This is a genomic window from Nonomuraea sp. NPDC049649, assembly GCF_040675175.1.
Taxonomy (GTDB): Bacteria; Actinomycetota; Actinomycetes; order Streptosporangiales; family Streptosporangiaceae; genus Nonomuraea.
In genome coordinates, this window is the sequence record NZ_JBFAOH010000005.1 from 273,960 (window position 1) to 299,286 (window position 25,327).

The 25,327-nt window shown below is 73.1% G+C and carries 24 protein-coding genes; 14 read left to right on the top strand and 10 right to left on the bottom strand.

Annotated features, from left to right (window positions below; all coding sequences use genetic code 11):
- Positions 1–31 precede the first annotated feature (31 nt).
- On the top strand, positions 32–1,003 hold the full coding sequence (locus tag AB0J42_RS10140; RefSeq protein WP_364290990.1) for a LuxR C-terminal-related transcriptional regulator: 972 nt from the start codon (positions 32–34) through the stop codon (positions 1,001–1,003).
- Here the strand turns inward: AB0J42_RS10140 and AB0J42_RS10145 are convergent.
- Positions 1,000–1,437 carry an ATP-binding protein gene (locus AB0J42_RS10145; RefSeq protein ID WP_364290992.1) on the bottom strand — a complete coding sequence of 146 codons (438 nt, stop codon included), beginning with the start codon at positions 1,435–1,437 and terminating at the stop codon, positions 1,000–1,002. The genes AB0J42_RS10140 and AB0J42_RS10145 overlap by 4 nt on opposite strands.
- Before the next feature lie 174 nt (positions 1,438–1,611).
- On the opposite strand from AB0J42_RS10145, the gene AB0J42_RS10150 reads away from it, so the two are divergent.
- The 6 genes from AB0J42_RS10150 (at position 1,612) to AB0J42_RS10175 (ending at position 6,117) form a co-directional block, all read left to right on the top strand.
- Complete coding sequence (locus AB0J42_RS10150) at positions 1,612–2,079, top strand: adenylyltransferase/cytidyltransferase family protein (protein WP_364290994.1); 468 nt, start codon at positions 1,612–1,614, stop codon at positions 2,077–2,079.
- 430 nt (positions 2,080–2,509) lie between these two features.
- A complete protein-coding gene (locus AB0J42_RS10155) occupies positions 2,510–3,097 on the top strand; it encodes a hypothetical protein (protein ID WP_364290996.1) in 588 nt (195 codons plus the stop codon).
- 29 nt (positions 3,098–3,126) lie between these two features.
- Positions 3,127–3,867 carry a DUF427 domain-containing protein gene (locus tag AB0J42_RS10160; RefSeq protein WP_364290998.1) on the top strand — a complete coding sequence of 247 codons (741 nt, stop codon included), beginning with the start codon at positions 3,127–3,129 and terminating at the stop codon, positions 3,865–3,867.
- A gap of 53 nt (positions 3,868–3,920) precedes the next feature.
- Entirely contained in the window at positions 3,921–4,313 is a 393-nt protein-coding gene (locus tag AB0J42_RS10165; RefSeq protein WP_364291000.1) for a GntR family transcriptional regulator, read from the top strand.
- On the top strand, positions 4,310–5,155 hold the full coding sequence (locus AB0J42_RS10170) for an ABC transporter ATP-binding protein (RefSeq protein WP_364291002.1): 846 nt from the start codon (positions 4,310–4,312) through the stop codon (positions 5,153–5,155). The genes AB0J42_RS10165 and AB0J42_RS10170 overlap by 4 nt, the downstream gene beginning before the upstream one ends.
- Positions 5,152–6,117, top strand: a complete 966-nt coding sequence (locus AB0J42_RS10175) for a hypothetical protein (RefSeq protein WP_364291004.1) — start codon at positions 5,152–5,154, stop codon at positions 6,115–6,117. The genes AB0J42_RS10170 and AB0J42_RS10175 overlap by 4 nt, the downstream gene beginning before the upstream one ends.
- Here the strand turns inward: AB0J42_RS10175 and AB0J42_RS10180 are convergent.
- Genes AB0J42_RS10180 through AB0J42_RS10200 form a run of 5 tightly spaced genes read right to left on the bottom strand, consistent with a single transcriptional unit; the run spans position 6,110 to position 12,965 of the window.
- Positions 6,110–7,372 carry a M20/M25/M40 family metallo-hydrolase gene (locus AB0J42_RS10180; protein WP_364291006.1) on the bottom strand — a complete coding sequence of 421 codons (1,263 nt, stop codon included), beginning with the start codon at positions 7,370–7,372 and terminating at the stop codon, positions 6,110–6,112. The genes AB0J42_RS10175 and AB0J42_RS10180 overlap by 8 nt on opposite strands.
- Positions 7,369–9,219, bottom strand: coding sequence for a prolyl oligopeptidase family serine peptidase (locus tag AB0J42_RS10185; RefSeq protein ID WP_364291008.1), 1,851 nt, complete (start codon positions 9,217–9,219; stop codon positions 7,369–7,371). Before AB0J42_RS10185 ends, AB0J42_RS10180 begins: the two co-directional genes overlap by 4 nt.
- Before the next feature lie 3 nt (positions 9,220–9,222).
- On the bottom strand, positions 9,223–10,245 hold the full coding sequence (locus AB0J42_RS10190; protein ID WP_364291010.1) for a peptidase C39 family protein: 1,023 nt from the start codon (positions 10,243–10,245) through the stop codon (positions 9,223–9,225).
- A 60-nt stretch (positions 10,246–10,305) separates the two neighbouring features.
- Complete coding sequence (locus AB0J42_RS10195; protein ID WP_364291012.1) at positions 10,306–11,418, bottom strand: DUF5925 domain-containing protein; 1,113 nt, start codon at positions 11,416–11,418, stop codon at positions 10,306–10,308.
- 41 nt (positions 11,419–11,459) lie between these two features.
- Positions 11,460–12,965 (bottom strand): serine/threonine-protein kinase, encoded by a 1,506-nt coding sequence (locus AB0J42_RS10200; RefSeq protein WP_364291014.1) that lies wholly within the window; start codon positions 12,963–12,965, stop codon positions 11,460–11,462.
- 98 nt (positions 12,966–13,063) lie between these two features.
- On the opposite strand from AB0J42_RS10200, the gene mtnA reads away from it, so the two are divergent.
- The 5 genes from mtnA to meaB all read left to right on the top strand — a co-directional run bounded on the left by mtnA (position 13,064) and on the right by meaB (position 20,196).
- On the top strand, positions 13,064–14,002 hold the full coding sequence (gene mtnA / locus AB0J42_RS10205) for an S-methyl-5-thioribose-1-phosphate isomerase (protein WP_364291016.1): 939 nt from the start codon (positions 13,064–13,066) through the stop codon (positions 14,000–14,002).
- Between the two features lie 96 nt (positions 14,003–14,098).
- Positions 14,099–14,860 carry an N-acetylmuramoyl-L-alanine amidase gene (locus tag AB0J42_RS10210; protein WP_364291018.1) on the top strand — a complete coding sequence of 254 codons (762 nt, stop codon included), beginning with the start codon at positions 14,099–14,101 and terminating at the stop codon, positions 14,858–14,860.
- Positions 14,861–14,922: 62 nt separating this feature from the next.
- On the top strand, positions 14,923–16,656 hold the full coding sequence (locus AB0J42_RS10215; RefSeq protein WP_364291020.1) for a methylmalonyl-CoA mutase family protein: 1,734 nt from the start codon (positions 14,923–14,925) through the stop codon (positions 16,654–16,656).
- Positions 16,653–18,797 carry a methylmalonyl-CoA mutase gene (gene scpA, locus AB0J42_RS10220; protein ID WP_364291022.1) on the top strand — a complete coding sequence of 715 codons (2,145 nt, stop codon included), beginning with the start codon at positions 16,653–16,655 and terminating at the stop codon, positions 18,795–18,797. Before AB0J42_RS10215 ends, scpA begins: the two co-directional genes overlap by 4 nt.
- 439 nt (positions 18,798–19,236) lie before the next feature.
- Entirely contained in the window at positions 19,237–20,196 is a 960-nt protein-coding gene (gene meaB, locus AB0J42_RS10225; protein ID WP_364291024.1) for a methylmalonyl Co-A mutase-associated GTPase MeaB, read from the top strand.
- 106 nt (positions 20,197–20,302) lie between these two features.
- Here the strand turns inward: meaB and AB0J42_RS10230 are convergent, their stop codons facing one another.
- Positions 20,303–22,069: a long-chain fatty acid--CoA ligase gene (locus AB0J42_RS10230; RefSeq protein ID WP_364291026.1), complete on the bottom strand. Its 1,767-nt coding sequence runs from the start codon at positions 22,067–22,069 to the stop codon at positions 20,303–20,305.
- A gap of 33 nt (positions 22,070–22,102) precedes the next feature.
- The gene (locus AB0J42_RS10235) at positions 22,103–22,291 is read right to left on the bottom strand and encodes a hypothetical protein (RefSeq protein WP_364291028.1); all 189 of its coding nucleotides are present in this window, start codon (positions 22,289–22,291) and stop codon (positions 22,103–22,105) included.
- A 25-nt stretch (positions 22,292–22,316) separates the two neighbouring features.
- Here AB0J42_RS10235 and AB0J42_RS10240 point away from each other — a divergent pair, with 25 nt between their 5' ends.
- Positions 22,317–22,847: a CGNR zinc finger domain-containing protein gene (locus AB0J42_RS10240; protein ID WP_364291030.1), complete on the top strand. Its 531-nt coding sequence runs from the start codon at positions 22,317–22,319 to the stop codon at positions 22,845–22,847.
- Positions 22,848–22,884: 37 nt separating this feature from the next.
- Complete coding sequence (locus AB0J42_RS10245) at positions 22,885–23,862, top strand: hypothetical protein (protein WP_364291032.1); 978 nt, start codon at positions 22,885–22,887, stop codon at positions 23,860–23,862.
- A 45-nt stretch (positions 23,863–23,907) separates the two neighbouring features.
- Here the strand turns inward: AB0J42_RS10245 and AB0J42_RS10250 are convergent, their stop codons facing one another.
- Positions 23,908–24,165, bottom strand: coding sequence for a zf-TFIIB domain-containing protein (locus AB0J42_RS10250; protein ID WP_364291034.1), 258 nt, complete (start codon positions 24,163–24,165; stop codon positions 23,908–23,910).
- A 56-nt stretch (positions 24,166–24,221) separates the two neighbouring features.
- Positions 24,222–25,196, bottom strand: a complete 975-nt coding sequence (locus AB0J42_RS10255; RefSeq protein WP_364291036.1) for a phosphotransferase — start codon at positions 25,194–25,196, stop codon at positions 24,222–24,224.
- Between the last annotated feature and the right edge of the window lie 131 nt (positions 25,197–25,327).

Sequence of the window (25,327 nt, forward strand, 5' to 3'; positions counted from 1 at the left end):
CTGCGGAAAATTTGCGGTGATATAAAGAACCGTGGCCGAGATCACCCTGAACGTCCGGCAGCTGGCGGCGTTCGCCGACGTCGGCTACCAGGTGGCCTCGGGAGCAGGCGCGCACGGCGCGATGACCGCGCTCCGCGAGGTGCTGCCGATCGACGCCTACGAATTCGTCGCCTTCGATCCGGCCACGGGGCGCCATCAGAGCGTCGTGTCCGACGGGCACGGGCGGGTCCACGGCGACGCGGCCGAGGAGTACGCCGGGCTGGAGGCCTACCGCCGGGCGATGGCCACCCGCAGGCCGGTGCCGATGCCCGAGCCGGGCACCGAGCGCTACTTCCGCCGCCATCTGGCGCCCTACGGGTGGCGGGCCGCGCTCACCGCCCCGCTGTTCCTGGCCGAGGGCCGCTACACGGGCCTGCTCCACCTGGCCACCCGCGACGTCTTCCCCGAGCTGACCGGCCCGCTGGTGACGGCCGTGAGCCCGATGCTGGCGCACGTCACCGACCTCAACCGGTGCGTGATCGACCCGGTGGGGCTGCCGGACGGGTTCAACGCGGTCGCCTTCGACCGGGCCGGCACCCTGCGCGAGGTGCCCGGCCGGCCGTTCTCCGCGGCGCTGCGCGACGAGCCGGGGATGCGCGCGTACGCCCGCGCGTTCATCGACTCGCGCGAGCTCAGCCGCCACGGCCTCTGGCTCGACCGGCGCGGCGGGTGGCACGAGACCCGGCTGGTGCGCGCCGGAGTCGGCTACCAGGGCTCGCTGCAGGGCGCGGTGGTGGCCGAACGGTCCTGTACGCTCCCGTACGACCTGACCGGCCGCGAGGTGGACGTGCTCACCCGGGTCGCGGCGGGCGACTCCAACCCGCAGATCGCCGCCGCGCTCGTGCTCAGCGTCCGCACCGTCACCACCCACCTGGAGCACATCTTCGCCAAGCTCGCCTGCGACAGCCGCACCCGGCTGACCACCAAGGCGCTGGCCGAAGGGCTGTGCAGGCTCGACGTCTAGACCCGCTCGGCCGCCCAGCCCGCCGGGACCGTCACCATCAGCAGCTCGAACCAGACCGTCGTCGTCCCGTCGCCCCTGGTGTAGCCCCAGCGGTGGCTGAGCGCCTCCAGGATCGGCAGCCCGCGCCCGCTCGTCGCGTCCGGATCGGCGCCGCACAGGCACGGCGGGCCGTCCGAGCCCGCGTCCTCCACGCACACCAGCACCATCGCCCCCGTGGTGCTCCCGCTCACCCGGAGCCGGACCGTGAACGTGCCGCCCGCGCCCGAGCGGCTGTGCAGGATCGCGTTCGTGGCCAGCTCGCTGATGAGCAGCGCGCAGTCGTCGTGCAGCGGATGGCCGCGGCCCAGCGCGCTCGTGACGAGGCTCCGCGCCCTGGCGACCGCCACCGGATCACCCGGAAGGCGGATCTCCAGGTCGTGCTCGGGCTGATGCAAGTCCGGTCCTGCCACGCTGACCCCCCAGTTTCGGCGACGTTGTTCGACGCGCGGACCCACCCCGGCGGATTATCACGAAAAGGTAGGAATCGCCTTTCCGGCGATCGCTTGTCGGGGTGCCGGGCCGGACCTTGTACGCTGCGATCGACGAGTCGACTAGGAGGAGTGCCCGACGTGAGCAGCCTGGAGGCCGTCTGGGTGCAACGGTACGACCACCCGGGCGCGGCGGTCGTGACCGGCGTATTCGACATCCTGCACGTGGGGCACGTGCGCTATCTCGGCGCGGTCGCCGCCCGGGGGCTGCCCCTGGTCGTCGGCGTCGAGGACGACCCCCGCGTACGCGCCTGGAAAGGGCCGTCGCGGCCGTTCAACCCCGCCGACGAGCGGGCCGAGGTGCTGGCGGCGCTGCGCATGGTGACCGGCGTCTTCATCGTCGCCGGGCCGCCCGAGGCGCACGGGCCCGACGACTACATCGACCTGCTCGCGCCGATGCGGCCGGGCGCGCTCGCCCACACGGCCGGCGACCCGCACGCCGACGCCCGCCGCACGGCGGCGACGCTGCTGGGCGCGGAGTGCTGGGAGATGGAGGCCATCCCCGACCGCTCCACCACCCGCATCGCCAACGCCGTCGGCAAGGGCTGACCACGAGTGTGACCTTTCCCACTGCGTCCCGGTCCCTGCCTGGCCTGCGGCGACCGATCGGCACGGCGGGCGCTGATCGCGGGCTCGCGCGAGCAAGGTGGTCCGCATCGGGCAATCAGCGCCGACCAGCCTCGATGACGAGTACACCGCCTACGTAGGTGGGCGGTCGCCATGGCTACGGCAGATCGCCTACCTCCTGTGCCAGGACTGGCATCGCGCCGACGACCTGGTGCAGACGGCGATCACCGGCGCCGGACGCGCAGAGCCGACGACCTCGACGCGGTGAGGTACCCCTGGAAGGTCCGCGCGACGATGGTCTTCACCGGCGCGGACGGCGAGACCCTGCAGCGGATCCGGGTCGACCCCCCGGTCAGGACACCCGGCCCGGGGTGATCGGGACGCGGGGCATGATCCCGTAATCTCTCCTGACATGAGGCCCGACCGGCTCGCGCGCGGGGTCACCGACCTGCTGGCCCCCCAGGTGCTGGTGATCGCCATGCCGCCGGTCATCGGGCTGCTCGGCCAGGGGTGGGCGGGGGCCGCGTGGGGGCTGGTGGCGTCGGTGCTGTGCGGGGGAGTGCCCGCGGCGGTGATCGCCGCCGGGGTGCGTTCGGGCCGTCTCGACTCCCACCACATCGTGGACCGGGCGAGCCGTCCCGGGCCGCTGCTGTCCGCCGTCGCGGGCGTGCTGGGCGCGCTGGTGCTGCTGGCCCTGCTGGGCGCGCCCCGGCTGCTGCTGGCCGTCGTGGTCGCGATGCTCGCCGCGCTGGCCGTGACCATCCCGGTCACGCTGCGCTGGAAGATCTCCTTCCACGCCGCCGTCTGCGCGGGCACGGTCGTGGTGCTGGCGTACGTGCTGCCCGCCGCTCCGGTGCTGCTGGCCGGGGCGGCGGTGGTGGCGCTGGTCTGCTGGGCCAGGGTGCGGCTGGCCCATCACACCCTCGCCCAGGTGGCCGCGGGCGCGGCGGTGGGCGCGCTCGTCACGTGGGGGACGCTGGCGGCGTTCGGCGTGGAATAGCCGTGGCGGGTGAGCCCGTTGCGGAGGGCATGGATGCCGTGAGCCGTGGCCGGGTCCGCGTCGAACCCTCGGCCAAGCGTGTCAGGACCTATCTGGGCGGCCGCCCGGCCGCCGACACCACCCGCGCCCTGCTGGTGTGGGAGAAACCGTACTATCCGACGTACTACCTCCCGCTGGAGGACGTCGACGCCGAGCTCAGCCCGACGGGCGCGGTCGAGCACTCGCCGAGCCGGGGCGACGGGATCGTCCACACGGTGAAGGCGGGCGGCGCGGAGGCGGCCGACGCCGCCGTCACCTACCCCGGCTCGCCGCTGGAGCCGATCCGGGGCCACGTCCGCTTCTCCTGGGACGCGATGGACGCCTGGTTCGAGGAGGACGAGCAGGTGTACGTCCACCCGCGCGACCCGTACACCCGCGTCGACATCCTGCCCAGCTCCCGCCACGTCCGGGTCGAGGTGGGCGGCGTGACGGTGGCGGACTCGCGGCACGCTCGCATCCTGTTCGAGACGGGCCTGCCGCCCCGCTACTACCTGCCCAAGCCGGACGTCCGCCTGGACCTCCTAAAGCCCACCGGCACCGTCACCCGCTGCCCGTACAAGGGCACCGCCGAGTACTGGTCGGTCAACGGCGAGAAGGACCTGGCCTGGTCGTATTCCACCCCGCTGCCGGAGAGCGAGCGCGTCGCCGGCCTGATCGCCTTCTACGACGAGAAGGTCGACACCTACGTCGACGGCGTCCTCCAGGACCGCCCGAAGACCCCCTTCGGTTGACAGATCATCATCATTGCAACACTCTTTCACTATTCGAATAGTGAAAGGGTGTTATGGTCGAGTTCCAGCTGGACCGCGGTTCCGGCGTCGCCACGTACCTCCAGCTCGTCCACCAGGTCAAGCACGCGCTGCGGCTGGGCACGCTCCGCCCCGGCGACCAGCTGCCCACCGCCCGCGAGGTCGTCGAGAAGCTGGCGATCAACCCCAACACCGTGCTCAAGGCCTACCGGGAGCTGGAGCGCGAAGGGCTCGTGGCGGGCCGCCCGGGGCAGGGCACGTTCGTGCAGCGCGGCATCGGCGGGGCGGGCCTGGCCGAGCACGCGCGGCTGCGGCGCACGCTGGCGGCCTGGGTGCGCGAGGCCAGGGACGCCGGGCTCGACGACGAGGACCTGCGGGCGCTCTTCGCCGCCGCGCTCTCCGGCGCCGGGCGGGAGGGCGCCGCGTGACCCCGCCGATCCTGGAGGCGACGGGCCTGGGCGTGCGGCACCGGCGCGGCTGGGCGCTGCGCGACTGCTCGCTGGCCGTGCCCGCCGGGCGGGTGGCCGCGCTGGTCGGCCCCAACGGGGCCGGCAAGACCACGCTCATGCTCGCCGCCGCCGGCCTGCTCGCCCCCGTGCGGGGGAGTGTCACGGTACGGGGGACCGCCGCCTTCGTGGCGCAGGACAAGCCGCTGTACGAGTCGTTCACCGTCGCCGAGATGCTGGAGTTCGGGCGGCGGACGAACCCCCGCTGGGACGGCGAGGGGGCTCAGGCCCGGCTGGACGCGCTGGGCGTCCCCCTCGGCGCGCGGACCGGCAGGCTGTCCGGCGGGCAGCAGGCGCAGGTCGCGATCACCCTCGCGCTGGCCCGGCTGCCCGACCTGATCGTGCTGGACGAGCCGCTGGCCAACCTCGACCCGCTCGCCCGGCACGACGTGATGCGCACGCTCATGGGCGAGGTGGCCGGGCGCGGCCTCACCGTGCTGCTGTCGTCGCACGTGGTCGCCGAGCTGGCGGACACCTGCGACTGGCTGGTCGTGCTCAACGGCGGCCGGCTCCAGGTCAGCGGCGACATCGACGATCTGCTCGCCGGTCATCTCGTGCTGTCCGGACCGGCGGAGGCGGCCGAAGGACTGGAACCCGTCTCCGCCGCCGTCACCGGCAGGCACGCCACCTTACTCGTCCGCGGCGAGCCCGCCCTTGACGCACGCTGGAGCGCCCGGCACCCGAACCTGGACGAACTGGTCATGGGCTACCTGCGCAGCCCCGAGGCGGCGGCGCTGCCCGGTCCCGTGGAGGTGTCGCGGTGATCTGGGTGACCTGGCGTCAGCACCGGGCGCAGCTCCTGACCACCGCCGGTTTCCTGGCCGTGCTCGGGCTGCTGCTGCTCGGCTCCGCGGCCGAGGCCCGCGGCTACGTGTCCCGCTACTTCCCGGAAGGCTGCCCGGCGGGCTTCGCCCACTGCTCCTCGCCCGAGGTGGCCGCCGGGCTGGGAGAGCGGTACGACGCCGTCTACACGCTGTTCGGCTGGATGCCGCTGGTGCTGCCCGCCCTGATCGGCGCGTTCTGGGGGGCGCCGCTGCTCGGCAGGGAGTACGAGCGCGGCACCCACCGGCTGGCCTGGACGCAGGGGGTGCCGGTGCGGCGGTGGCTGACGGTCAAGCTCGGCGTGCTGGGCGGCGCCGTGGTGGCCGGCGGGCTGCTGCTGTCGCTCATGGTCAGCCTGTGGCGTCCGGTGTTCCGCGAGGGGATCGACTCCGGGTTCGGCAACCTCGGGGTGTTCAACATGACCGGGGTGGCACCGGCCGCGTGGTGGCTGTACGCGTTCGCGCTCGGCACCTTCGCCGGGGCGCTGTTCCGGCGCACGCTCCCGGCGATGGCGCTGGTCGTGGCCGGGGTGGCGGCGACCATGTTCACGCTGTTCGGGCTCAGCGACCACTACGCCCCGCCGGAGCGGGCCGTGCTCTCGGGGACGGTCGTGCTCGGCGACCCCGACGCCCGGCTGGTCGCCGCCACCTGGGTGGACCCGGCGGGGCGGGCGGTGCGCGACCCAGCCGGCTGCGAGCGCGGCCTCGACACCGGGCGGAGCGGCAGGAACGCCGACGCGTGGCACGACTGCCTGTTCGCCCGGGGCTACTCCTACGCCGTCGACTACCACCCGCCGGAGCGGTTCTGGCGCTTCCAGTGGACGGAGGCGGGCATCCTCGTGGCCGCCTCCGTCCTGCTGGGCGGTCTCACCGCGCGCCTGGTGCTGCGCCGCCGCGTCAGGTGAACAGCCGGGTGAGGACGCGGGTGCCGAACTCCAGGCCCGCCACCGGCACCCGCTCGTCCTTGCCGTGGAACATGCCGAAGTAGTCGAGGTCCGGCCGGAGCATGAGCGGCGCGAACCCGTACCCCTGGATGCCGATCCTGGCGAACGACTTGGCGTCGGTGCCGCCGTTCATGACGTACGGGACCGGCCGGGCGAGCGGGTCCTCGGCCGTCAGGCAGGTGGCCAGCTCGTCGAAGAACGACGACGGGTACGGCGCCGAGGGGGCGTCCTCCAGGTTGACGAACTCGCGGGTGATCTTCGGGCCGAGCAGCGCGTCGAGCGTCTCCAGGAACTCCTCGCGCAGGCCCGGCAGGTAGCGGCCGTCGACGTGGGCCTCGGCCGTGGAGGGGATGACGTTCACCTTGTAGCCGGCGTTCAGCATGGTCGGGTTGGCCGAGTTGCGGATCTGGCCCTGGAACAGGTGCCCGAGCGGGCCGAGCCGGGCCGCCTCGGCGTCCAGCCGGTCCAGGTCCACCGGCTGCCCGGTGATCTCGCCCAGCTCCCGGATCAGCGCCGCGACCGACGGCGTGAGCCGTACCGGCCACTGGTGGGCGGCCAGGCGCGCCAGCGCGCCCGCCAGCGTCGCCACCGGGTTGTCCACCGGCGGCTTGGAGCCGTGACCGGCCACGCCGTGCGCGGTCAGCTTCATCCAGGCGGTGCCGCGCTCGCCCACCGCCACCGGGTAGACCCGGTGGCCGCCGGAGGAGACGCTGAAGCCGCCCGACTCGCTGATCGCCTCCGTCACCCCGTCGAACAGCTCCCGGTGCTCGGTCACCGCGTACCGCGAGCCGTAGTCGCCGGTCGCCTCCTCGTCGGCCAGGAACGCCAGCACCAGGTCGCGCCTGGGCCGCTGCCCGCGCGCCCGCATGCCGAGCACGGTAGCCAGCGTCATCGCGCACGAGCCCTTCATGTCGACCGCGCCCCGGCCGTGCACGAGGCCGTCGTCGATCTCGCCGGAGAACGGGTGCGTCCGCCACTCCGCCGGGTCGGCCGGCACCACGTCCAGGTGGCCGTGGACGAGCAGCGCGTCGGGCGAGTCGCCCTCCATCCGGGCCACCACGGTGGTGCGCCGGGGCGCCGACTCGAACACCACCGGCTCCAGCCCGGCGTCGGCCAGCAGCGTGGCGACGTACTCGGCCGCCGGGCGCTCGCCCGAGCCCGGGTTGGTGGTGTCGAACCTGATCAGGTCCGAGCAGATCTCCGCGACGTCCTTCACTTGCCACCCTCCAGCTTCAGCGGCGCGACCTCGGGCGTCTCGAACCCGAACAGCTCCCCGTAGAAGGCCAGCTCGGCCTCCAGCGCCGCGACGATCGTCTCCTCCCGCCGCCAGCCGTGCTGCTCGCCGGGGAAGGTGAGCAGCGCCCACCGCTTGCCGTGCCGATCCAGCTCGGCGACGAACCGCTCGGCCTGGCCCACGTCCACGATCGCGTCCTCCAAACCGTGCAGCATCAGGCACGGGCCGGACGCCCGGTGCGCGTGCAGCAGCGGCGAGCGCTCGGCGTAGCGCTGCCGCGTCTCCGGCAGCGGCCCGATCAGCCCGTCCAGGTAGCGCGACTCGAAGTCGTGCGTCTCGGTCGCCCAGCTCTCCGGGTCGGTGATCGCGTACTGGGCGACGCCGCCCGCGAACACGTCGCTGTGGACCAGCGCCGCCACCGTCGTCCAGCCGCCGGCGCTGCCGCCCCTGATAGCGATCCGCGAGGCGTCGGCGAGGCCCCGCTCCACCAGCCCGCGCGCCACCTTGGCGCAGTCCTGCACGTCGACCACGCCCCACTGGTGGCGCAGCCGCTCCCGGTAGGCCCGCCCATACCCGGCGGAGCCGCCGTAGTTGACCTGCGCCACCCCCAGCCCGCGGCTGGTGAAGTAGGCGACCTCCAGGTCGAGCATGAGCGGGCTGCTGCCGGTCGGCCCGCCGTGCACGAAGATCACGTACGGAGCGGGACCACGGACGCCGAGCGGCGGGTACACGTGCGCGTGCACCCCCTCGATCGTCACCGCCTCCGGCTCGGGCAGCAGGGCGCGGTCCGGCAGCGGCCTGGGCGCCGACACCGTTTCCAGCCCGCCGCCGTCCAGATCGGCCAGCGTCACCTCCAGCGGCGAGTACGGGGTCGCCCGCACCGCCGCGGCCTTGCCCCCGGCCGCCGAGACGGTCGACACCCAGTGCGTGGCGTCGCCGCCGATCTCGCGCAGCTCCCCGGTGGCCGGGTCGAGCACGCCCAGCCGCCGCCGGTCTGCCGTCCCGTACACCAGCACCAGCCGGTCACCGGCGACCGCCATCCAGGTCATCCCCGGCTTCCACGCCGCGTTGCCGAACTCCAGCTCCATCGGCGTCAGGTTGCGGCCCCGCACGCCGTCGCGGCCGATCTCGTGCACGTTCCACCAGCCCGTCGGGTCCGTGACCGCGTACAGCGTGCCGTCGTCGCGCCACTCCGCCTGCACCACCGACTCGTGCGGGCCGCCCGCCACCACCTCGTACGGTCCCGCCACGCCGTCGCCGCCGAGAGGGGCGACGCAGAGCTCGGTGCCGTCCCACGGCATGGCCGGGTGGTCCCAGCCGATCCAGGAGACATGGCCGCCGCCCGGAGACAGGCGCGGGTTCATCAGGAAGCGCTGCGCCTTCGCGATCACCCGGACGCCGCCGGTGAGCGGGATCGCCACCAGATCGCGCACGTCCTCGGTCTCCCGCACCGCCCACACCTCGTCACGGCCCGGCGGCAGATACAGGTCCCCGTAGCGGGACGGGCCCTGCGGCGTCAGCGGCACCGGCTCGCCGCCGTCCACCCGGTAGACGCGCTGGTCGGCCCAGTTCGTGAACACCAGGCCGCCGCCGGGCAACGGCCGCCACGAGCGCCCCCCGTACTCGACCAGCCGGTTGCGGGCATTGAAGCCCTCCGGCAGCGCGTCCGCACGCGTGCCGCCGGGCAGCCGCCGCACCACGCACCGCCTGCCGCTCTCGTGCGGGCGCGGCTCGTCCCACCACACCTCCACGCCCGCGGGCGTGGCCACGGCCTCCACCCACTGCGGGCCCCCGTCGGTGCGGGCCACGTCAATCGCTCTGATACTCATCTCTCACCAGTTGCCATCGGACTCGGGCAGTGACACTTCGGGTGGGTGCAGGACGTACGCGATGCCGCCGCTTCCTGAACTCCTGAGCCACACGTGCTCGAACGCCGCCCGCGGGTACACCCGGCGCACCCGGCCGTCGGGCACGGCCGGGTCGTTGACCCGTACGTCGCCCTCGGCGGTGAAGCCGGTGACCACGATGAGGTTGCCGCTGGTGGAGTAGCCCGCCCCGGGCAGCTCCCGCTCCTTGAACGACAGCGACACCACCACCGGGATCCCGGACCGGACCAGCCGCTCCAGTTCCGCCGCCGACCGCAGCCGGGTCACGAAGCCGCGCAGCCCGAACGTGCCCGCGTAGGCCACGTTGAACGGCCAGTTGCCGGTGCCCAGGTAGCTGCTGTCGTAGGTGCCGCGGGCGGCGTGGTCCACCGCCGGGTGCGGGCAGCCGCCGCCCACCTCGCCCAGGTCGCCGGGCTCGCGACCCCAGAAGCCCAGCACCATCGCCGTCGCCGCCGGGCCGCACCAGTTGGCGCCGCCTCCGTCGTACTCGGGATGATGACCAGCGTGCGCGTGCTGCCAGTGCTCCGGCACGGCCAGCTCCACCGGCCCCAGGCCGGACGGCGGCGAGCCCTCGGGGTGGGGCGGGGGCTGCGCGGAGGCCATCACCGCGAGCCCGCCGACGCGCACGCCCGGCCCGCAGGCGCGCACCCGCACCCGGTAGGCGGCGACCGGCCGGCGGGCCACGAACGTGTCGACCGCCACGTCGCCGTCCTCGTCGCCCTGGCCCGCCACCGACGTGCGCGGCCCGCCCCGCTCCGACCAGCGGCCCATCACGTACCAGCGGGTGCGGCGGCCGTCGGCCGTGACCGCCTGCAGCTCGACCTCGATCCAGGAGCCGGGCGGGGTGTGCGCGGTCCACGACGGCACGAGCTGCGCCGCCGGGAAGCCGGTCGGCTGGTCGTCACTGGTCCAGCAGTCACCGGGCGCCGGCGGGGGCACGGTGAACCGGGTGAGGGCGACGTTGAGCACCGGACCCATTCTGGAGCGCCGCCGCAGGTCACACATCGGATGGTTTACGTACTGGCCCCGTCAGAGGTAGAGCCCGGTGCTGTCGCCCGGGGCGGCCGGGGTGACGGGCCGGCCGTTGCGCAGCGCGTACAGCTCGGCCAGGGTCGCGCCCGACGCGCCGATCCCGGCCGGGCCGCCCAGCCAGGCGACCGCCTCCTCCTGCGTCAGCGGGCCGACCTCCAGCTGCGCCAGGCAGCGGCCGGGACGCACGACGGCGGGGTGCAGGCGCGCCAGGTCCTCGTTCGTGGTGATCGCCACCAGCACGTCGCGGCCCTGGCCGAGCAGGCCGTCGGTCAGGTTGAGCAGCCGCGACAGCCCCTGGCCCGCCTTGCTCTTGGCCGCCGCGCTGATCAGCTCGTCGCAGTCTTCGAGCACGAGCAGGCGCCAGCGCTGCTTCTCGTCCTCGTGGCTGTCGTAGCCGACCGCGACCTCCATCAGGTAGCCCGGGTCGTTGAACAGCCGCTCCGGGTCGAGCACGCAGTCGACCTGGCACCAGTCGTGCCACTGCCTGGCCAGGGTGCGCAGCAGCGTCGTCTTGCCCGTGCCCGGCGGGCCGTGCAGCAGCAGGAGACGGCCGTTGACGTCGCCGGGGGCGGTCTTCATCAGGTCGTCCAGGCCGCCGCGCACCCGCTCGGTGTAGTTGCCGCGGATCTGCTCCCACGGCTGGGCGGTGATCGGCTTCTCCGACCGGTTGCCGCCGTGGCTGCCGCACCACCAGAAGCCCATCTCGACGTGGTCGTCCAGGGGCGCCGGCTCCTCCGCGCCGTCGACGCTCTCCTTGAGCACCGTGCGGGCCAGCTCCTCGCTGATCGCGCTCACGCTCAGGGTGGCGGTGCGGTTGCGGTGCCTGACCACGCGGAGCGTCCAGCCTTCGCCGCAGACCAGCCGCGCCTCCATGCCGTCCTCGACCACGGCGGTGCGCACCACCCGGCCCTCGGCGGGGCGCAGCGGCGCGTCGGCGCGGACCCGCTCCAGGCTGGCCTCCCGCGACCACGGCTGCAGGCCGGTCGCGAACGGCGACAGCGCCAGCGCGTCGATCACGTCGACGTGGGAGTCGGTGTCGTCGAGCCAGATGCTCAGTGCGGGGTCGGCGTGTTCCCGGCTGGGGAACGGCACCTCCCTGATGACAGACATGGGGCCTATGATCACATTCCCGGGTGTGCGTGTCGAAGGCTTTAGCCCGAGCGTTTCAGCTTGCCCTCGCTCTTGCCGTCCATCGGCATGGTCAGCCGGTACTTCACCTCGTCGTCGCCGTCGAGCTCCAGCGTCACCCGCGTCTCGCCGACGCTTTCGATGAACGCGCAGACGCCGCCCAGCCCGGTGAGCCGGAACGTCAGCTTCTCCTTCTCCACCTCGGTCAGCAGGAGCGTCCCGGTCGGGCAGGAGGTGTCTGCGGGAGAGTGCCAGGTGCCGGTGCTCTCGTCCTCCTTGAGGGTGATGGCGACGGGGTCGTCCTCGAACGTCTTGTCCAGCACCTCGCCGTCCGCGGTGCCCTCCCACGTGCCTGCGAACGCGGCGGGGATCCGCAGGTCTCCATGGCCGGAGGAGGCGGCGGGAGTGGAAACCCGCGGCGTGGGCTCCTGGACGGGCGTGGTCTCCTGCGCCAAGGGGGTCTCCCGGGCCGGGGTCGGCTCGCCGGTCGTGGCGACCACGCTCGGCGTGGGCGTGCCGCCGGAGCCCGGCGGGCCGGAGAACGGGGCGCCGTCCGCCCACAGCAGCGCCGCGCCGCCCCCGGCCAGCGCCACGACCGCGGCCAGCACGCCCGCCAGCATCGCCCGGGAACGTCCGCGCGACGGCCCGGTGGTGAGGGCCTGGCCGACCGGCCCCGTAGGCCCCGTCCCCGCCTGGCCGCCCGGTCCCGCGGGCGGGTGTTCGGCGTACGGACCCGTCGCGTTGGGGTTGACCAGCTGGACCATGAGAGCCCCGGCCGTGGGCCGCAGGGACGGGTCCTTGGCCAGGGCCGCCGCGATCGGGCCGCGCAGCCGCGGCGGCAGCGGCCCGAGGTCGGGCTGGGCGTGCAGGACCCGGTGGAGCACCGCCGGGACCGTGTCGGCGCCGAACGGGTTCGTCCCGGTCGCCGCGAACAGCACCGTCGCCGCCCACGCGAACACGTCGGAGGCGAAGGACGCCGGAGCGCCGTTGATCTGCTCCGGCGCCAGGTAGGCCGGGGTGCCGATCAGCCCCGACGTCATGGTCGCCGCCCCCTCGGCCCGGGCGATGCCGAAGTCCACCACCCGCGGGCCGTCCGGCCCCAGCAGCACGTTGGCCGGCTTGAAGTCGCGGTGCACGACCCCGGCCGCGTGGATCGCCGCCAGGGCGGTGGCCGTGCCGACCGCCACCCGCTCCAGGTCGCCGCCCGTCAGCGGGCCCCGCCCGCGCACCCGCTCCGCCAGCGAGGGCCCGTCGATGAACTCGCTGATCACGTACGGCCGAGGCCCGTCGGTGGAGGCGTCCAGCACCCGTGCGGTGCAGAACGAGGCGATGCTCTCCAGCGCCTCCAGTTCGCGGGCCAGCCGCGCCCGCGTCTCCCGGTCGCCCGCGCTCAGCAGCTTGATCGCGACCGGCTCGCCCGCCGCGGAGTGCGCCAGGTAGACCACGCCCTGGCCGCCCTCGCCGAGCCGCCCGGCCAGGTGGTAGCCGCCGAGCTCGGCCGGGTCGTCGGGCATCAGGGGGGTCGCCATGGGCCGCTACGTTACCGGTCGTTCCGGTCTGCCGGTATATAGCGGGGATTCGCCCGAGATCGGGTGCCTTCCGGCGGGGCTGCGCTAGCGTTCCAGGCGTGAGGACCATCGACTGGGTGGACGGCGCGGTCGAGCTCATCGACCAGACCCGGCTGCCCGACGAGCTCGTGACGCTCCGCATCGGCACGGTGGACGAGCTGATCGGCGCCATCCGCAGGCTCTCCGTAAGGGGCGCGCCCGCGCTCGGCGTGGCGGGGGCGCTCGGCGTCGTGCTGGCCCGCGGCGACCGGGACGCCGTCGCCCGGCTGCGCGCCGCCCGGCCCACCGCCGTCAACCTGGCCTGGGGCGTCGACCGGGCCGCCGCCCGCATCCCCGAGGGGCCCGAGGCGGTGCTGGAGACCGCGCTGCGGATCCGGGACGACGACATCGCGGCCTGCCACGCCATGGGCCGGCGCGGTGCGGACCTGCTCGAAGGCGACCGGCTGCGGATCATGACCGTGTGCAACACCGGCGGCCTGGCCTGCGTCGAACGGGGCACCGCGCTCGGCGTCGCGCACACCCTGCACGAACAGGGCAGGCTCGCCGAGGTCCTCGCCCTGGAGACCCGGCCCCTGCTGCAGGGCGCCCGGCTCACCGCCTGGGAGCTGGGCAGGATGGGCGCGCCGCACCGCCTCGTCACCGACGGCGCCGGCCCGTACCTGCTGGCAAGAGGAGGCGTGGACGCGGTGCTCATCGGCGCCGACCGGATCGCCGCCAACGGCGACACCGCCAACAAGATCGGATCGTACGCGCTCGCGCTCGGCGCGGCGCGGGCCGGGGTGCCGTTCATCGTCGTCGCCCCCGAGAGCACGATCGACCCGGACACCCCGTCGGGAGAGCACATCGAGATCGAGGACCGGGGCGCGGACGAGGTCGTGGCCTTCCGCGGCGCCCGGGTCGCCCCGGAGGGCACGGACGCGCTCAACCCGGCCTTCGACGTGACGCCGCATGACCTGATCACGGCGATCGTGACGGAAGAGCGAGTGATCCGGCCTTAGGTAAATTCGTGTGAAATTACTCACCTGTTCAGAGGTGGGACGTTACGCTCAGTGGTCAAGAGGGGACCATGTAGAGGCAATGCGGGAGTATCGCTAATGGCCATTGAGCTGATCAGCAGGAAAGCCTGGGGTGCCCGGTCGCCGCGGGGAAGCTACACCCGGCTCGACTCCACCAAGGGCGTGAAGGTCCACTACACCGGCGGCCGGGTCGACCCCCGGATCGTCGACGACCACGACCGCTGCGCCGCGCTGGTCCGCTCGATCCAGAACTCCCACATGGACGGCAACGGGTGGATCGATATTGGCTACTCGTTCGTCGCCTGTCCGCACACCAAGGTGTTCGAGGGACGCGGCCTGCACCGCCTGCCCGCCGCCAACGGCGCCGGGCTCAACCAGGGCCACTACGCGGTGCTCGGCCTGGTCGGCAACACGGGCCTGGTGGAGCCGCCCGACGGGATGCTCCACGCCATCCTGGACGCGATCGAGCACACGCGGCGCAACGGCCGGGCGGGCAACGAGATCAAGGGGCACCGCGACGGCTACGCCACCGACTGCCCCGGCGAGCCACTGTACCGGTGGGTCCGGCGGGGCGCGCCCCGGCCCGGCGAAGGCGGGAACGACGACGCGGGAACGCCGCCTTTCCCCGGCCGCCTGCTCAAGTATCCGCCGATCATGCGGGGCGACGACGTGCGCACCTGGCAGGCCAAGATGGCCGACCGGGGCTGGGAGATCGACGTGGACGGCGCGTACGGGCCGCAGTCGCGTGACGTATGTCGCAGCTTCCAGCGTCAGCAGGAGATCGACGTCGACGGGATCGTCGGTCCCATCACCTGGCGGCGCACCTGGGAAGCACCTTAGGGGTAGGGCGGGGGTATACCCCCTGTTACTCCCTGAAGTTGCCTTTGCGTACTATCCGAGCCATGGATCTGGCTGCGGGGTTCGCTTCCATCTCCCGCGACGACTGGCGAGCGCTGGCCATGGCGGTGCTGCGTAAGTCCGGCGTCGACGCGGAGACGCCCGAAGAGGCGCTGTCCCATTCGACCTACGACGGGGTGGCCGTCGCACCGCTCTACGACGCCGCCGACCTGCCCGCGTCCGCGCCCTTCGAGCGCGGCTCGCGACCGGCGGGCGGCTGGGACGTCAGACAGCGGCACGCGCTGCCCGACTCCGAGGCGGTGATGGCCGACCTGGAGAACGGGGTGACCTCGCTCTGGCTCGTGGTCGGCGACGACGCCATCCCGGCCGGCGACCTGCCGCGGGTGCTGAAGGGCGTCCACCTCGACCTCGCGCCCGTCGTCCTCGAAGCGGGCGAGCAGACGGCCGAGGCCGCCGGGATCCTGTTCGAGCTGGCCGGCGACAAGCCGCTGCTGGGCAACCTGGGCGCCTCGCCGCTCAGCGCGGACGCCGCCGCGCTGGCGTCCCGGTGCGCCGCCGGGCATCCCGGGCTGCGCGCGGTCATGGTCGACGCCACCCCCTACCACGACGCGGGCGGCAGCGACGCCGAGGAGCTCGGCTGCTCGCTCGCGTTCGCCGTGGCCGGGCTGCGCGCCCTCACCGCCGCCGGGCTCACCGTCCAGCAGGCCTGCGACCAGCTCGAGTTCCGGTACGCCGCGAGCGACGACCAGTTCGCCACCATCGCCAAGCTGCGCGCTGCCAGGCGGCTGTGGGACCGGGTCCTGGAGGTCACCGGCGCCTCCGGGCAGCAGCGCCAGCACGCGGTGACCAGCTCGGCGATGATGACCGCCCGCGACCCGTGGGTGAACATGCTGCGCACCACCGTCGCCTGCTTCGCCGCCGGGGTCGGCGGCGCCGACGCGGTGACCGTGCAGCCGTTCGACGCCGTGGTCCGGCGGCCCGACGCCTTCTCCCGCCGGATCGCCCGCAACACCCAGTCGCTGCTGCTGGAGGAGTCCGGGGTCGGGCGCGTGATCGACCCGGCCGGCGGCTCCTGGTACGTGGAGCGCCACACCGAGGACCTGGCCGAGCGGGCCTGGGCCTGGTTCCAGGAGATCGAGGCGGCCGGCGGCATCCAGGCCGCCGCCGGACTGGTGGCCGAGCGGATCGCCGCCACCCGGGAGCGCCGCGCCGACGACCTCGCGCACCGCCGCCTGCCCGTCACCGGCGTCAGCGAGTTCCCCGACCTGGAGGAGAAGCCGCTCACCGGCGCCTCCGCCGATGGACCGTTCCTGGCCTCCCACTCGCCCGCCGCGCTCGCCGCCGGACTGCCGAAGATCCGGTACGCGCAGGAGTTCGAGGAGCTGCGCGACCTGGCCGACGCGCAGGCCGAACGGCCCAAGGTGTTCCTCGCCACGATCGGGCCGGTCGCCGTGCACACCCCGCGGGCCACCTTCGCCGCCAACCTGTTCCGGGCCGGCGGCCTGGCCACCGAGACCGCGGGCCCCGGCACCGACCCCGAGCAGATCGCCACCGCCTTCGCCGTCAGCGGCGCCGCCGTCGCCTGCCTGTGCTCCGGCGACAAGCTCTACGAGCAGCACGCCGAAGCCGTCGCCGCCGCACTCAGGAAGGCCGGCGCGCGCACGATCTGGCTGGCTGGGAAGGGGGACTACAAGGGCGTCGACGGCTACCTCTACACCGGCTGCGACGCGCTCGGCGTCCTGCGCAAGACCTTCCGCGACCTGGAGGTGACCGGATGATCCCCGACTTCTCGACCGTCCCGCTCGGCGCCCGCCCGGACAAGGGCGACGGCCCCGCGCCGGACGCGCCCGCCTGGGAGACGCCGGAAGGGATCGCGGTCAAGCCGCTCTACACCGGCCGGGACCTGGAAGGGCTCGACTTCCTCGACACCTACCCGGGCGCCGCGCCCTACCTGCGCGGACCGTACCCGACCATGTACGTCAACCAGCCGTGGACCATCCGCCAGTACGCGGGCTTCTCCACGGCGGAGGACTCCAACGCCTTCTACCGCCGCAACCTGGCCGCCGGCCAGAAGGGCCTGTCGGTCGCCTTCGACCTGGCCACCCACCGCGGCTACGACTCCGACCACCCGCGCGTCGCCGGCGACGTAGGCATGGCCGGGGTGGCGATCGACTCGATCTACGACATGCGCCAGCTCTTCGACGGCATCCCGCTGGACCGCATGTCGGTGTCCATGACCATGAACGGCGCCGTGCTGCCGATCCTGGCGCTCTACATCGTGGCCGCCGAGGAGCAGGGGGTGGCGCCGGAGCAGCTGGCCGGCACCATCCAGAACGACATCCTCAAGGAGTTCATGGTACGGAACACGTACATCTATCCGCCTGCCCCGTCCATGCGGATCATCTCGGACATCTTCGCCTACACCAGCGAGAAGATGCCGAAGTTCAACTCCATCAGCATCTCCGGCTACCACATCCAGGAAGCCGGGGCCACCTGCGACCTGGAGCTCGCCTACACCCTCGCCGACGGGGTCGAGTACGTGCGGGCCGGGATCGCCGCCGGGATGGACGTGGACCGGTTCGCGCCGCGGCTGTCGTTCTTCTGGTGCATCGGCATGAACTTCTTCATGGAGGTCGCCAAGCTGCGGGCCGCCCGGCTGCTCTGGGCCAAGCTGGTCGACGGGTTCGGTGCGAAGAACCCCAAGTCGCTCAGCCTGCGCACGCACTCCCAGACCTCCGGCTGGTCGCTGACCGCGCAGGACGTGTTCAACAACGTCGCCCGCACCTGCGTGGAGGCGATGGCCGCCACCCAGGGCCACACCCAGTCGCTGCACACCAACGCCCTGGACGAGGCGCTCGCGCTGCCCACCGACTTCTCCGCCAGGATCGCCCGCAACACCCAGATCCTGCTCCAGCAGGAATCCGGCACCACCCGGGTGATCGACCCGTGGGGCGGCTCGTACTACGTCGAGCGGCTCACCCACGACCTGGCCGAGCGCGCCTGGGAGCACATCCAGGAGGTCGAGGCCGCCGGCGGCATGGCCAAGGCCATCGAGGCGGGGCTGCCGAAGCTCCGCATCGAGGAGGCGGCCGCCCGCACCCAGGCCCGCATCGACTCCGGCCGCCAGCCCGTCATCGGCGTCAACAAGTACCGGCCCGACGCCGACGAGCCCATCGAGGTGCTCAAGGTCGACAACAGCGCCGTCCGCGCCCAGCAGCTGGACAAGCTGCGCAGGCTGCGGGCCGAGCGGGACGAGGACGCGGTCCGGCGGGCCCTGGACGCGCTCACCCACGCCGCCGCCAACCCCGCCCCCGGCCTCGACTCCAACCTGCTCAAGCTGTCCGTGGACGCGGCCCGCGCCAAGGCCACCGTGGGCGAGATCTCCGACGCGCTGGAGAAGGTGTTCGGCCGGCACGCCGAGCAGGTCCGTACCATCTCGGGTGTGTACCGCGACGAGGCCGGACCGGCCGCCGACATCGAGCGCGCCCGCGAGGCGTGCGCCGAGTTCGAGCGCGCCGAGGGGCGCAGGCCGCGCATCCTGGTCGCCAAGATGGGCCAGGACGGCCACGACCGCGGCCAGAAGGTGATCGCGACCGCCTTCGCCGACCTGGGCTTCGACGTCGACGTCGGCCCGCTGTTCCAGACGCCGGAGGAGGTGGCCAGGCAGGCGGTCGAGGCCGACGTGCACATCGTCGGCGTCTCCACGCTCGCCGCCGGGCACCTCACCCTGGTGCCCGCCCTGAAGAAGGCGCTCGCCGACCTCGGCGCCGACGACATCATGATCGTGGCGGGCGGCGTCATCCCGCCGGGCGACTTCGACGAGCTGCGCGCCGCCGGCGCCGCCGCCATCTTCCCGCCCGGCACGGTGATCGCCACCGCGGCCCTGGAACTCCTGAAGGACCTGCGCGGGCGCCACTGACCACCGGACCGGGTTCACCCGTCCTTCCGTGAAGGGAGGGGCGGGTGCCGGTCTGCCTCTCCTCTCCCACCTTCGGAGAGGAGAGGAAGCCGGGTCCGCAGCCCTCCTCTCGCGAAGAGGGAAGGCGGGGACAGTGGCCCGCCTCTTGCGGTGGTGAGCTGTCCCTCCCACCTTGAAGGGGAGGGGCAGGGATGCCGGTCTTCCTCTCTTCCCTCGCGGAAAGTGGAAGCGGCGGTGTCGGTCTGCTTCCTCCCCTGTCCTGGGGAAGGGCGGATGCCGGTCGCCTTTCTCCCAGCCTCTTGGGAGGGGCGCGATGGCGCTCCGCCTTCTCCGATTCTGGGGGAGGTGGGGTGGAGGACCGACTCTTTCCCCTCCTGGGGAGGGGTGGGGTGGGTGAGGATATGAGGCTGGATCGGACGAGCGAGGGAAGGGACGTGGCGTGCGCTCGCTGGAGGACTACGTACGGGGCGTCAAGGCAGGGGCGCGGGTCTGGGTCGCGCGGGCCATCACGCTCGTGGAGTCCACCCGGCCGGACCACATGGCGATGGCTCAGGAGCTGCTCGTCGAGCTGACTCCGCTCACCGGGAACGCCAAGCGGGTGGGCATCTCGGGCGTGCCGGGCGTGGGCAAGTCCACGTTCATCGACGCGTTCGGCACGCTGCTCACCGGGAAGGGCCACCGGGTCGCGGTGCTGGCCGTGGACCCGTCCTCGACCAGGACCGGCGGCAGCATCCTCGGAGACAAGACCCGGATGTCGCGGCTGGCCGCCGACCCGGACGCGTTCATCAGGCCCTCGCCGTCGGCCGGCACCCTCGGCGGCGTCGCCAAGGCCACCCGGGAGGCGATGGTCGTGGTGGAGGCGGCAGGCTACGACGTGGTGCTGGTGGAGACCGTCGGCGTCGGCCAGTCCGAGACGGCGGTCGCCGACATGGTGGACACCTTCCTGCTGCTCACGCTCGCCCGTACCGGAGACCAGCTGCAGGGCATCAAGAAGGGCGTGCTGGAGCTGGCCGACGTGATCGCGGTGAACAAGGCCGACGGCGAGCACGCCATGGCGGCCCGCCGGGCGGCGCGCGAGCTCGCCGGCGCGCTGCGCATGCTGCGTTCCGGCGACGCGACGCCGCCCGTGCTCACCTGCAGCGGCCTGAACGGCGACGGGCTGGAGGAGGTGTGGCGGCACATCCTGGCCCACCGGGACGGGCTGGACCTGGCGGACAAGCGCCGCCGCCAGCAGGTGCAGTGGACGTGGACGATGGTCCGCGACCGGCTGCTGGCCGAGCTGCACGCCGACCCGCGGGTGTCGGCGATCCGCGACGAGGTCGAGCGCGAGGTGCTGGCGGGCACGCTGACCCCGTCGCTCGCCGCCGACCGCCTGCTGTCGGCCTTCACCCGCCCCTGACGGCCGGGCCTGGCCGTTGTACGTTCCCGTCCCCGACGGCCAGGCCTGTCCTTTGTACGAGTGCGCCTACCCCTCGTACTTCACCCGTCACTGAAGGCGGCTGCGTCTAGCCCTCGTAGAAGGAGTCGAGGGTTTCGCCGTAGCGCTCCTCGACGGCCTTGCGCTTTATCTTCAGGCTGGGCGTCAGCTCGCCGGTCTCCACCGTGAAGTCCTGCGCCAGGATCTCGAACTTCTTGACCGTGGCGTAGCTGGCCTGCTCGGCGTTGACCTGGTCGACCGCCTTCTGCACCTCCTCGCGCATCCGCGGGTGCGTGCGCAGCTGCTCCGGGTCGGTCGGCAGCCCTTCGGCCTCGGCCCACGGCTTGGCGACCTCCATGTCGAGGGTGACCAGCGCGGTGCAGTAGTTGCGGCGGTCGCCGTGCACGAACACGTGCGACAGGTACGGGCACGCGGCCTTGATCCGGCCTTCCAGGTGGGTCGGGGCCACGTACTTGCCGCCGGAGGTCTTGATCAGCTCCTTCTTCCGGTCGGTGATGGTGAGCCGGCCTTCCTCGTCCAGCTCGCCGATGTCGCCGGTGTGCAGCCAGCCGTCCTCCAGCGCCTCCGCCGTCTCCTCGGGCAGGTTGTGGTAGCCGCGCATGATGCCGCGCCCGCTGATGAGGATCTCGCCGTCGTCGGCGATGCGGACCTTCGTGCCCGGCAGCGGCTGGCCGACCGAGCCGAACTTCACGTTCGACGGGCGGTTGAGGAAGCTGCCCGCCGAGGACTCGGTGAGGCCGTAGCCCTCCAGGATCGTGAGCCCGGCGCCGTCGAAGAACTCGGCGACCTCGCGGGACAGCGGCGCGGCGCCGGAGATGAAGTAGCGGATCCGGCCGCCGAAGCGGGCGCGGAGCTTGCTGAACACCAGCTTGTCGGCGATCGCGTACTCGATCTTGGTGGTCAGCGGGATCGAGGCGCCGGCCTGGCGCGCCCGGGCCACCCGGATGCCGGTCTTGCGCGCCCAGTTGAAGATCTTCAGCTTCGCGCCGCCCTCGCGCTGCTGGGTGGCGGCCACCGTGTTGTGGATCTTCTCGAAGATACGGGGGGCGGCGGCCATCATGGTGGGCCGGAGCGCGCCCAGGTTGTCGGCGATGCGGTCGAGCCGCCCGTCGATCGCGGTCGGCACGCCGATGTCGATCATCACGACCTCCAGCAGCTTGCCGAACGAGTGCGACAGCGGCAGCCAGAGGAAGTGGAGGTCGTCGTCCTTGATCAGGCCCAGCTCGCGGACCGCGCTCGCCGCGTACAGCCAGTTGTCGTGGGTGAGCTCGACGCCCTTGGGGCGGCCGGTCGTGCCGGAGGTGTAGATGAGCGTGGCGAGGTGGTCGGCGGCGATGGCGTCCACCATCGCGTCGTAGTCGGCGTCGGCCGCGGCCTTGCCCGGCACGTCGTCGAGCCGGATCACCCAGCCGTCGTCGCTCGCCGTGCCGTCGATCACGATCACGTGGGTGACGTCCGGCATCTCCTTCTGCACCGAGCGGAGCTTGGCCACCTGCTCGTCGTTCTCGGCGATGACGATCGAGGTGCCGGAGTCGTTGACGACGAACGCGCACTCGGACGCGGTGTTGGACGGATAGATGGTGGTCGTCGCCGCCCCGGTCGACAGCACGGCCAGGTCGCACAGGATCCACTCCAGGCGGGTGGAGCACAGTATCGAGACCCGGCGGTCCGGCCCCGCGCCGAGGGCGGCCAGGCCGAGCGCCAGCTCGCGGACCCGCTCCCCGGTCGCACGCCAGGACAGCGACGTCCAGCCTTCACCTGACGGCGTCCGGTACGCCTCGGCGTCGGGGGTGGCCGCGATCCGGTCGCGGAGCAGAGCGGGAATGCTGGACATACCTGACCTCCTGTGGGGGTGTTGGGGGAGACTCTAGGCCGATCGCGCGCCTCCAGTCGACGGGTGCGGCCCGCGGCCTCCCGAGGTGGCTCCCACCAGGTTCGACGAGCGGACCTCCCAGGCGCCGCAGGCGCACCGGAGGTAGGACACCACTCCGCCGGAGGTGGCGTGCGTGGAGACGAGGGTCAGCGCGAGCGGGTCGTGGAGATGTCCGGTGTCCATGTCTCCAACCTGATGTAATGGTCTTGTGCATTTCAACGCTTACGGCGGCAACGGCGCCGCGCTCTCGGCCGCCCTGGTCAACACCGCCGACTTCCGGCCGGGGCCGCTCGCCGCGCTGCTGGCCGAGCACGAGATGCTGCGCATGGAGATGACCTCTGCCCAGGCCGCCCAGCTGGAAGCCTGGGCGCGCCGGCTGGACCCGGTCTTCGGCGAGCCCTCGACCGGCAAGCAGATCGCCCTCGTCAACGACCTGCTGGAGATCACCGCGGCGAAGCCCTTCGTGAGCGCCCACGACGGCAAGGAACCCCACCTGCACTTCTCCTCGCTCGACGGCGACATCGTGGCCAGGGCCAAGGACACCACCGCGGGCGGCCTGGCCATGGCCATCTGCTTCTCCGACGGGCGCAGGCTCGGCCGCTGCGCCCGCGAGGGCTGCCGCACCGTCTACGTGGACACCTCGCGCAACGGGCGCAGGCGCTTCTGCTCGCTCGCGTGCGCCAACCGGGTCAACGTGGCGGCGCACCGGACCCGGCAGAGGAGACTGGCTGGAACGTGATTGACGTGGGGGGACGAAGCGGGCAATAGTGTGGCAGGTGGCTGCCCCTCGGATCTTCACCTGCCTGCTCGCCGCCGCGGTGCTCGCGGTCGGCGCCTGCAGCGCGGCTCCTCCCGTGACCGGCGGAGAACCCCGGGCCAGCGGCGTCGCGGGCGGCGGCGCGGACCGCGGCCAGGCGGACCCGGCGGACCCGGCGCCCCAGGCCCCCGCCTCCCTGACCGCCGAGGCCTACAAGGGCGAGCTCGACAGCCGTCACGGAGCCATGAGCAAGGCCGTCAAGAACCTGGCCGGCGCGCGCTCGCTGAAGGCGCTCGACCAGCGCGTCGTCAAGGCCCAGGAGACCCTGCAGAGCGCCGCCGACGAGCTGGCCGCGCTCGATCCGCCGCCCGAGGTCCAGACCCAGCACCAGGCGTACGTGGAGAGCCTGCGCGAGGTGGCGCTCCAGCTCGGCGAGTCGGCGACCAAGGTCGGCAGCAGGGACCTGTGCACCTCCGGCGCCGTCCTCACCGACCTGGGCGACTCGCTGACCGCGCTCGGCCGCGCCGGCAAGGCGCTGGAGGACGCCGGCGACTACAAGGCGGACATCGTCTCGGTCAAGGCCGCGGGCAAGAAGAACCGGCGCCTGCGCAACGGCCAGTTCCTGCGCAACGGCGGCTCCGGCGGCCGCAGCTCGCTGCAGATCCACAACGGCGGCACCCGCGACGCGGTGGTCAGCCTGATGCGCGGCAAGACCAAGGTCTACAGCGTGTACGTGCGGAAGAAGGGCAAATTCAAGATCAACGGGGTGCGGGACGGCAACTACCGCATCTACTTCACGCACGGCGTCGACTGGGACGGCAAGCGCAAGGCGTTCAGCCGGGAGTGCAGCTTCGAGCGCTTCCAGAAGTCGGTGAGCTTCAAGACCACCTACACCGCCACCCAGATCCGCTGGCACGACTGGCGGATCACGCTGCACGCGATCTCCGGCGGCAACGCCCGCACCGCCAAGGTCGACCCCGGCGACTTCCCCGCCTGACCAACCGCGGGGCCGCGCGGCAGCCGCACGGCCCTCGCCGCACGGTCAGCTGGAGAAGAGCATGCCCACCCAGCTGCGCTGGCGGTGGCGCTTGTGGCCGTAGTGACCGCCGTGCGGCGGAGCGCCCCAGGCCGGCCCGGGCGCCGGGGGCGGGGGAGCGGCGTAGTAGGCCGACTCCATCTGGGTCAGCGTCTCCAGCTCGCCGTAGTCCAGGAAGATCCCGCGGCAGTTGTCACACTGCTCGATGTGGATCCCGTTGCGCTCGTAGGTCCGCATGTTGCCGCGGCATTTCGGACATTGCATCTGCACGCTCCTAGGCGTTGTGATTCCTGGCCTGAAACCTACCGCGCGCGCCGCCGTCACGCCGCGACGATGCGCGCGCACGACTCGATCAACGACTGCTCGGCCTCGTCGGGTTCCCGGCCCTCCCGGCGGGCCCGGCTCAGTGCCGTCGCCGCCAGCTGCGCGGTCATCGCCCGGGCGGGCAGGTCGAGCCTTCGCCACGGGTCCTCCCCGTCCAGTGCCGGGCCGCCCGCCGCGAGGTAGGCGCCCAGGAAGCGGTCCCAGACCTCCTGGTCCAGCAGCCCGGCCGCGTACCAGGCGGCGGGTCTGGCCAGATCCCAGGCCGGGTCGCCCACCCCCAGGTCGTCGGCGTCGATGAGCAGCCACCGGTCGCGGAGCACGAGCTGGCCCAGATGCCAGTCGCCGTGCGTGAGCAGCCCGGGCCGCCCCGTCTCCGGTTCGGGCAGCCCGGGATGCCCCACGTCCGGTTCGGGCAGCCCGGGACGCCCCACGTTCGGCTCGGGCAGCCTGGGACGCCCCACCTTCGGCTCGGGCAGCCTGGAACGCCCCACCTTCGGCTCGGGCAGCTCCTCGAACGCCCGCCGGACCAGCCGCTCCGCCGGTCCGTCGCCCTCCAGCCGCCGCACCGCCCGGGCCGCCCGCTCCGGGCCCCCGGCCGGAGGCAGCGGCGGCAGCAGGTCAGGCGGCACCGCGTGCAGCCGGGCCAGCAGCCTGGCGCCCTCCTCCCAGGGGGCGTGCTCCGCCTCCTCCTCGCTGATCGGGCGGCCCGCCGGCCACACCGTCACGGCCCGGCCCGCCACCGTCAGCACCTCGGGCACCAGCGGCGCCAGCATCACCCCAGCCAGCGCGGCGGACGCGCAGGCGCGTAACCGGGCGCGCAGCTCGGACACGTCCTCGCGGACGGCGTGCGCCTTCACCACCACCTCGCCGCGCCGCACCACCACCGAGTCGGAGCGGGTCTGGTGGCGCACCGGTTCGCCGCTGCCCCCGTACGTGCCCGCGAGCGCGGCCAGCTCCGACTCCAGACTCACCCGTACAGGCTAGAGCGCGGACGGATCGCCGGATGCGCGCGCGGCCGGCTACTCACCCATAACAGCCGGAGCCGCGGACGGAGATCGCCGGATGCGCCGTACGTGCCCGCGAGCGCCGACTCCTGGGAACC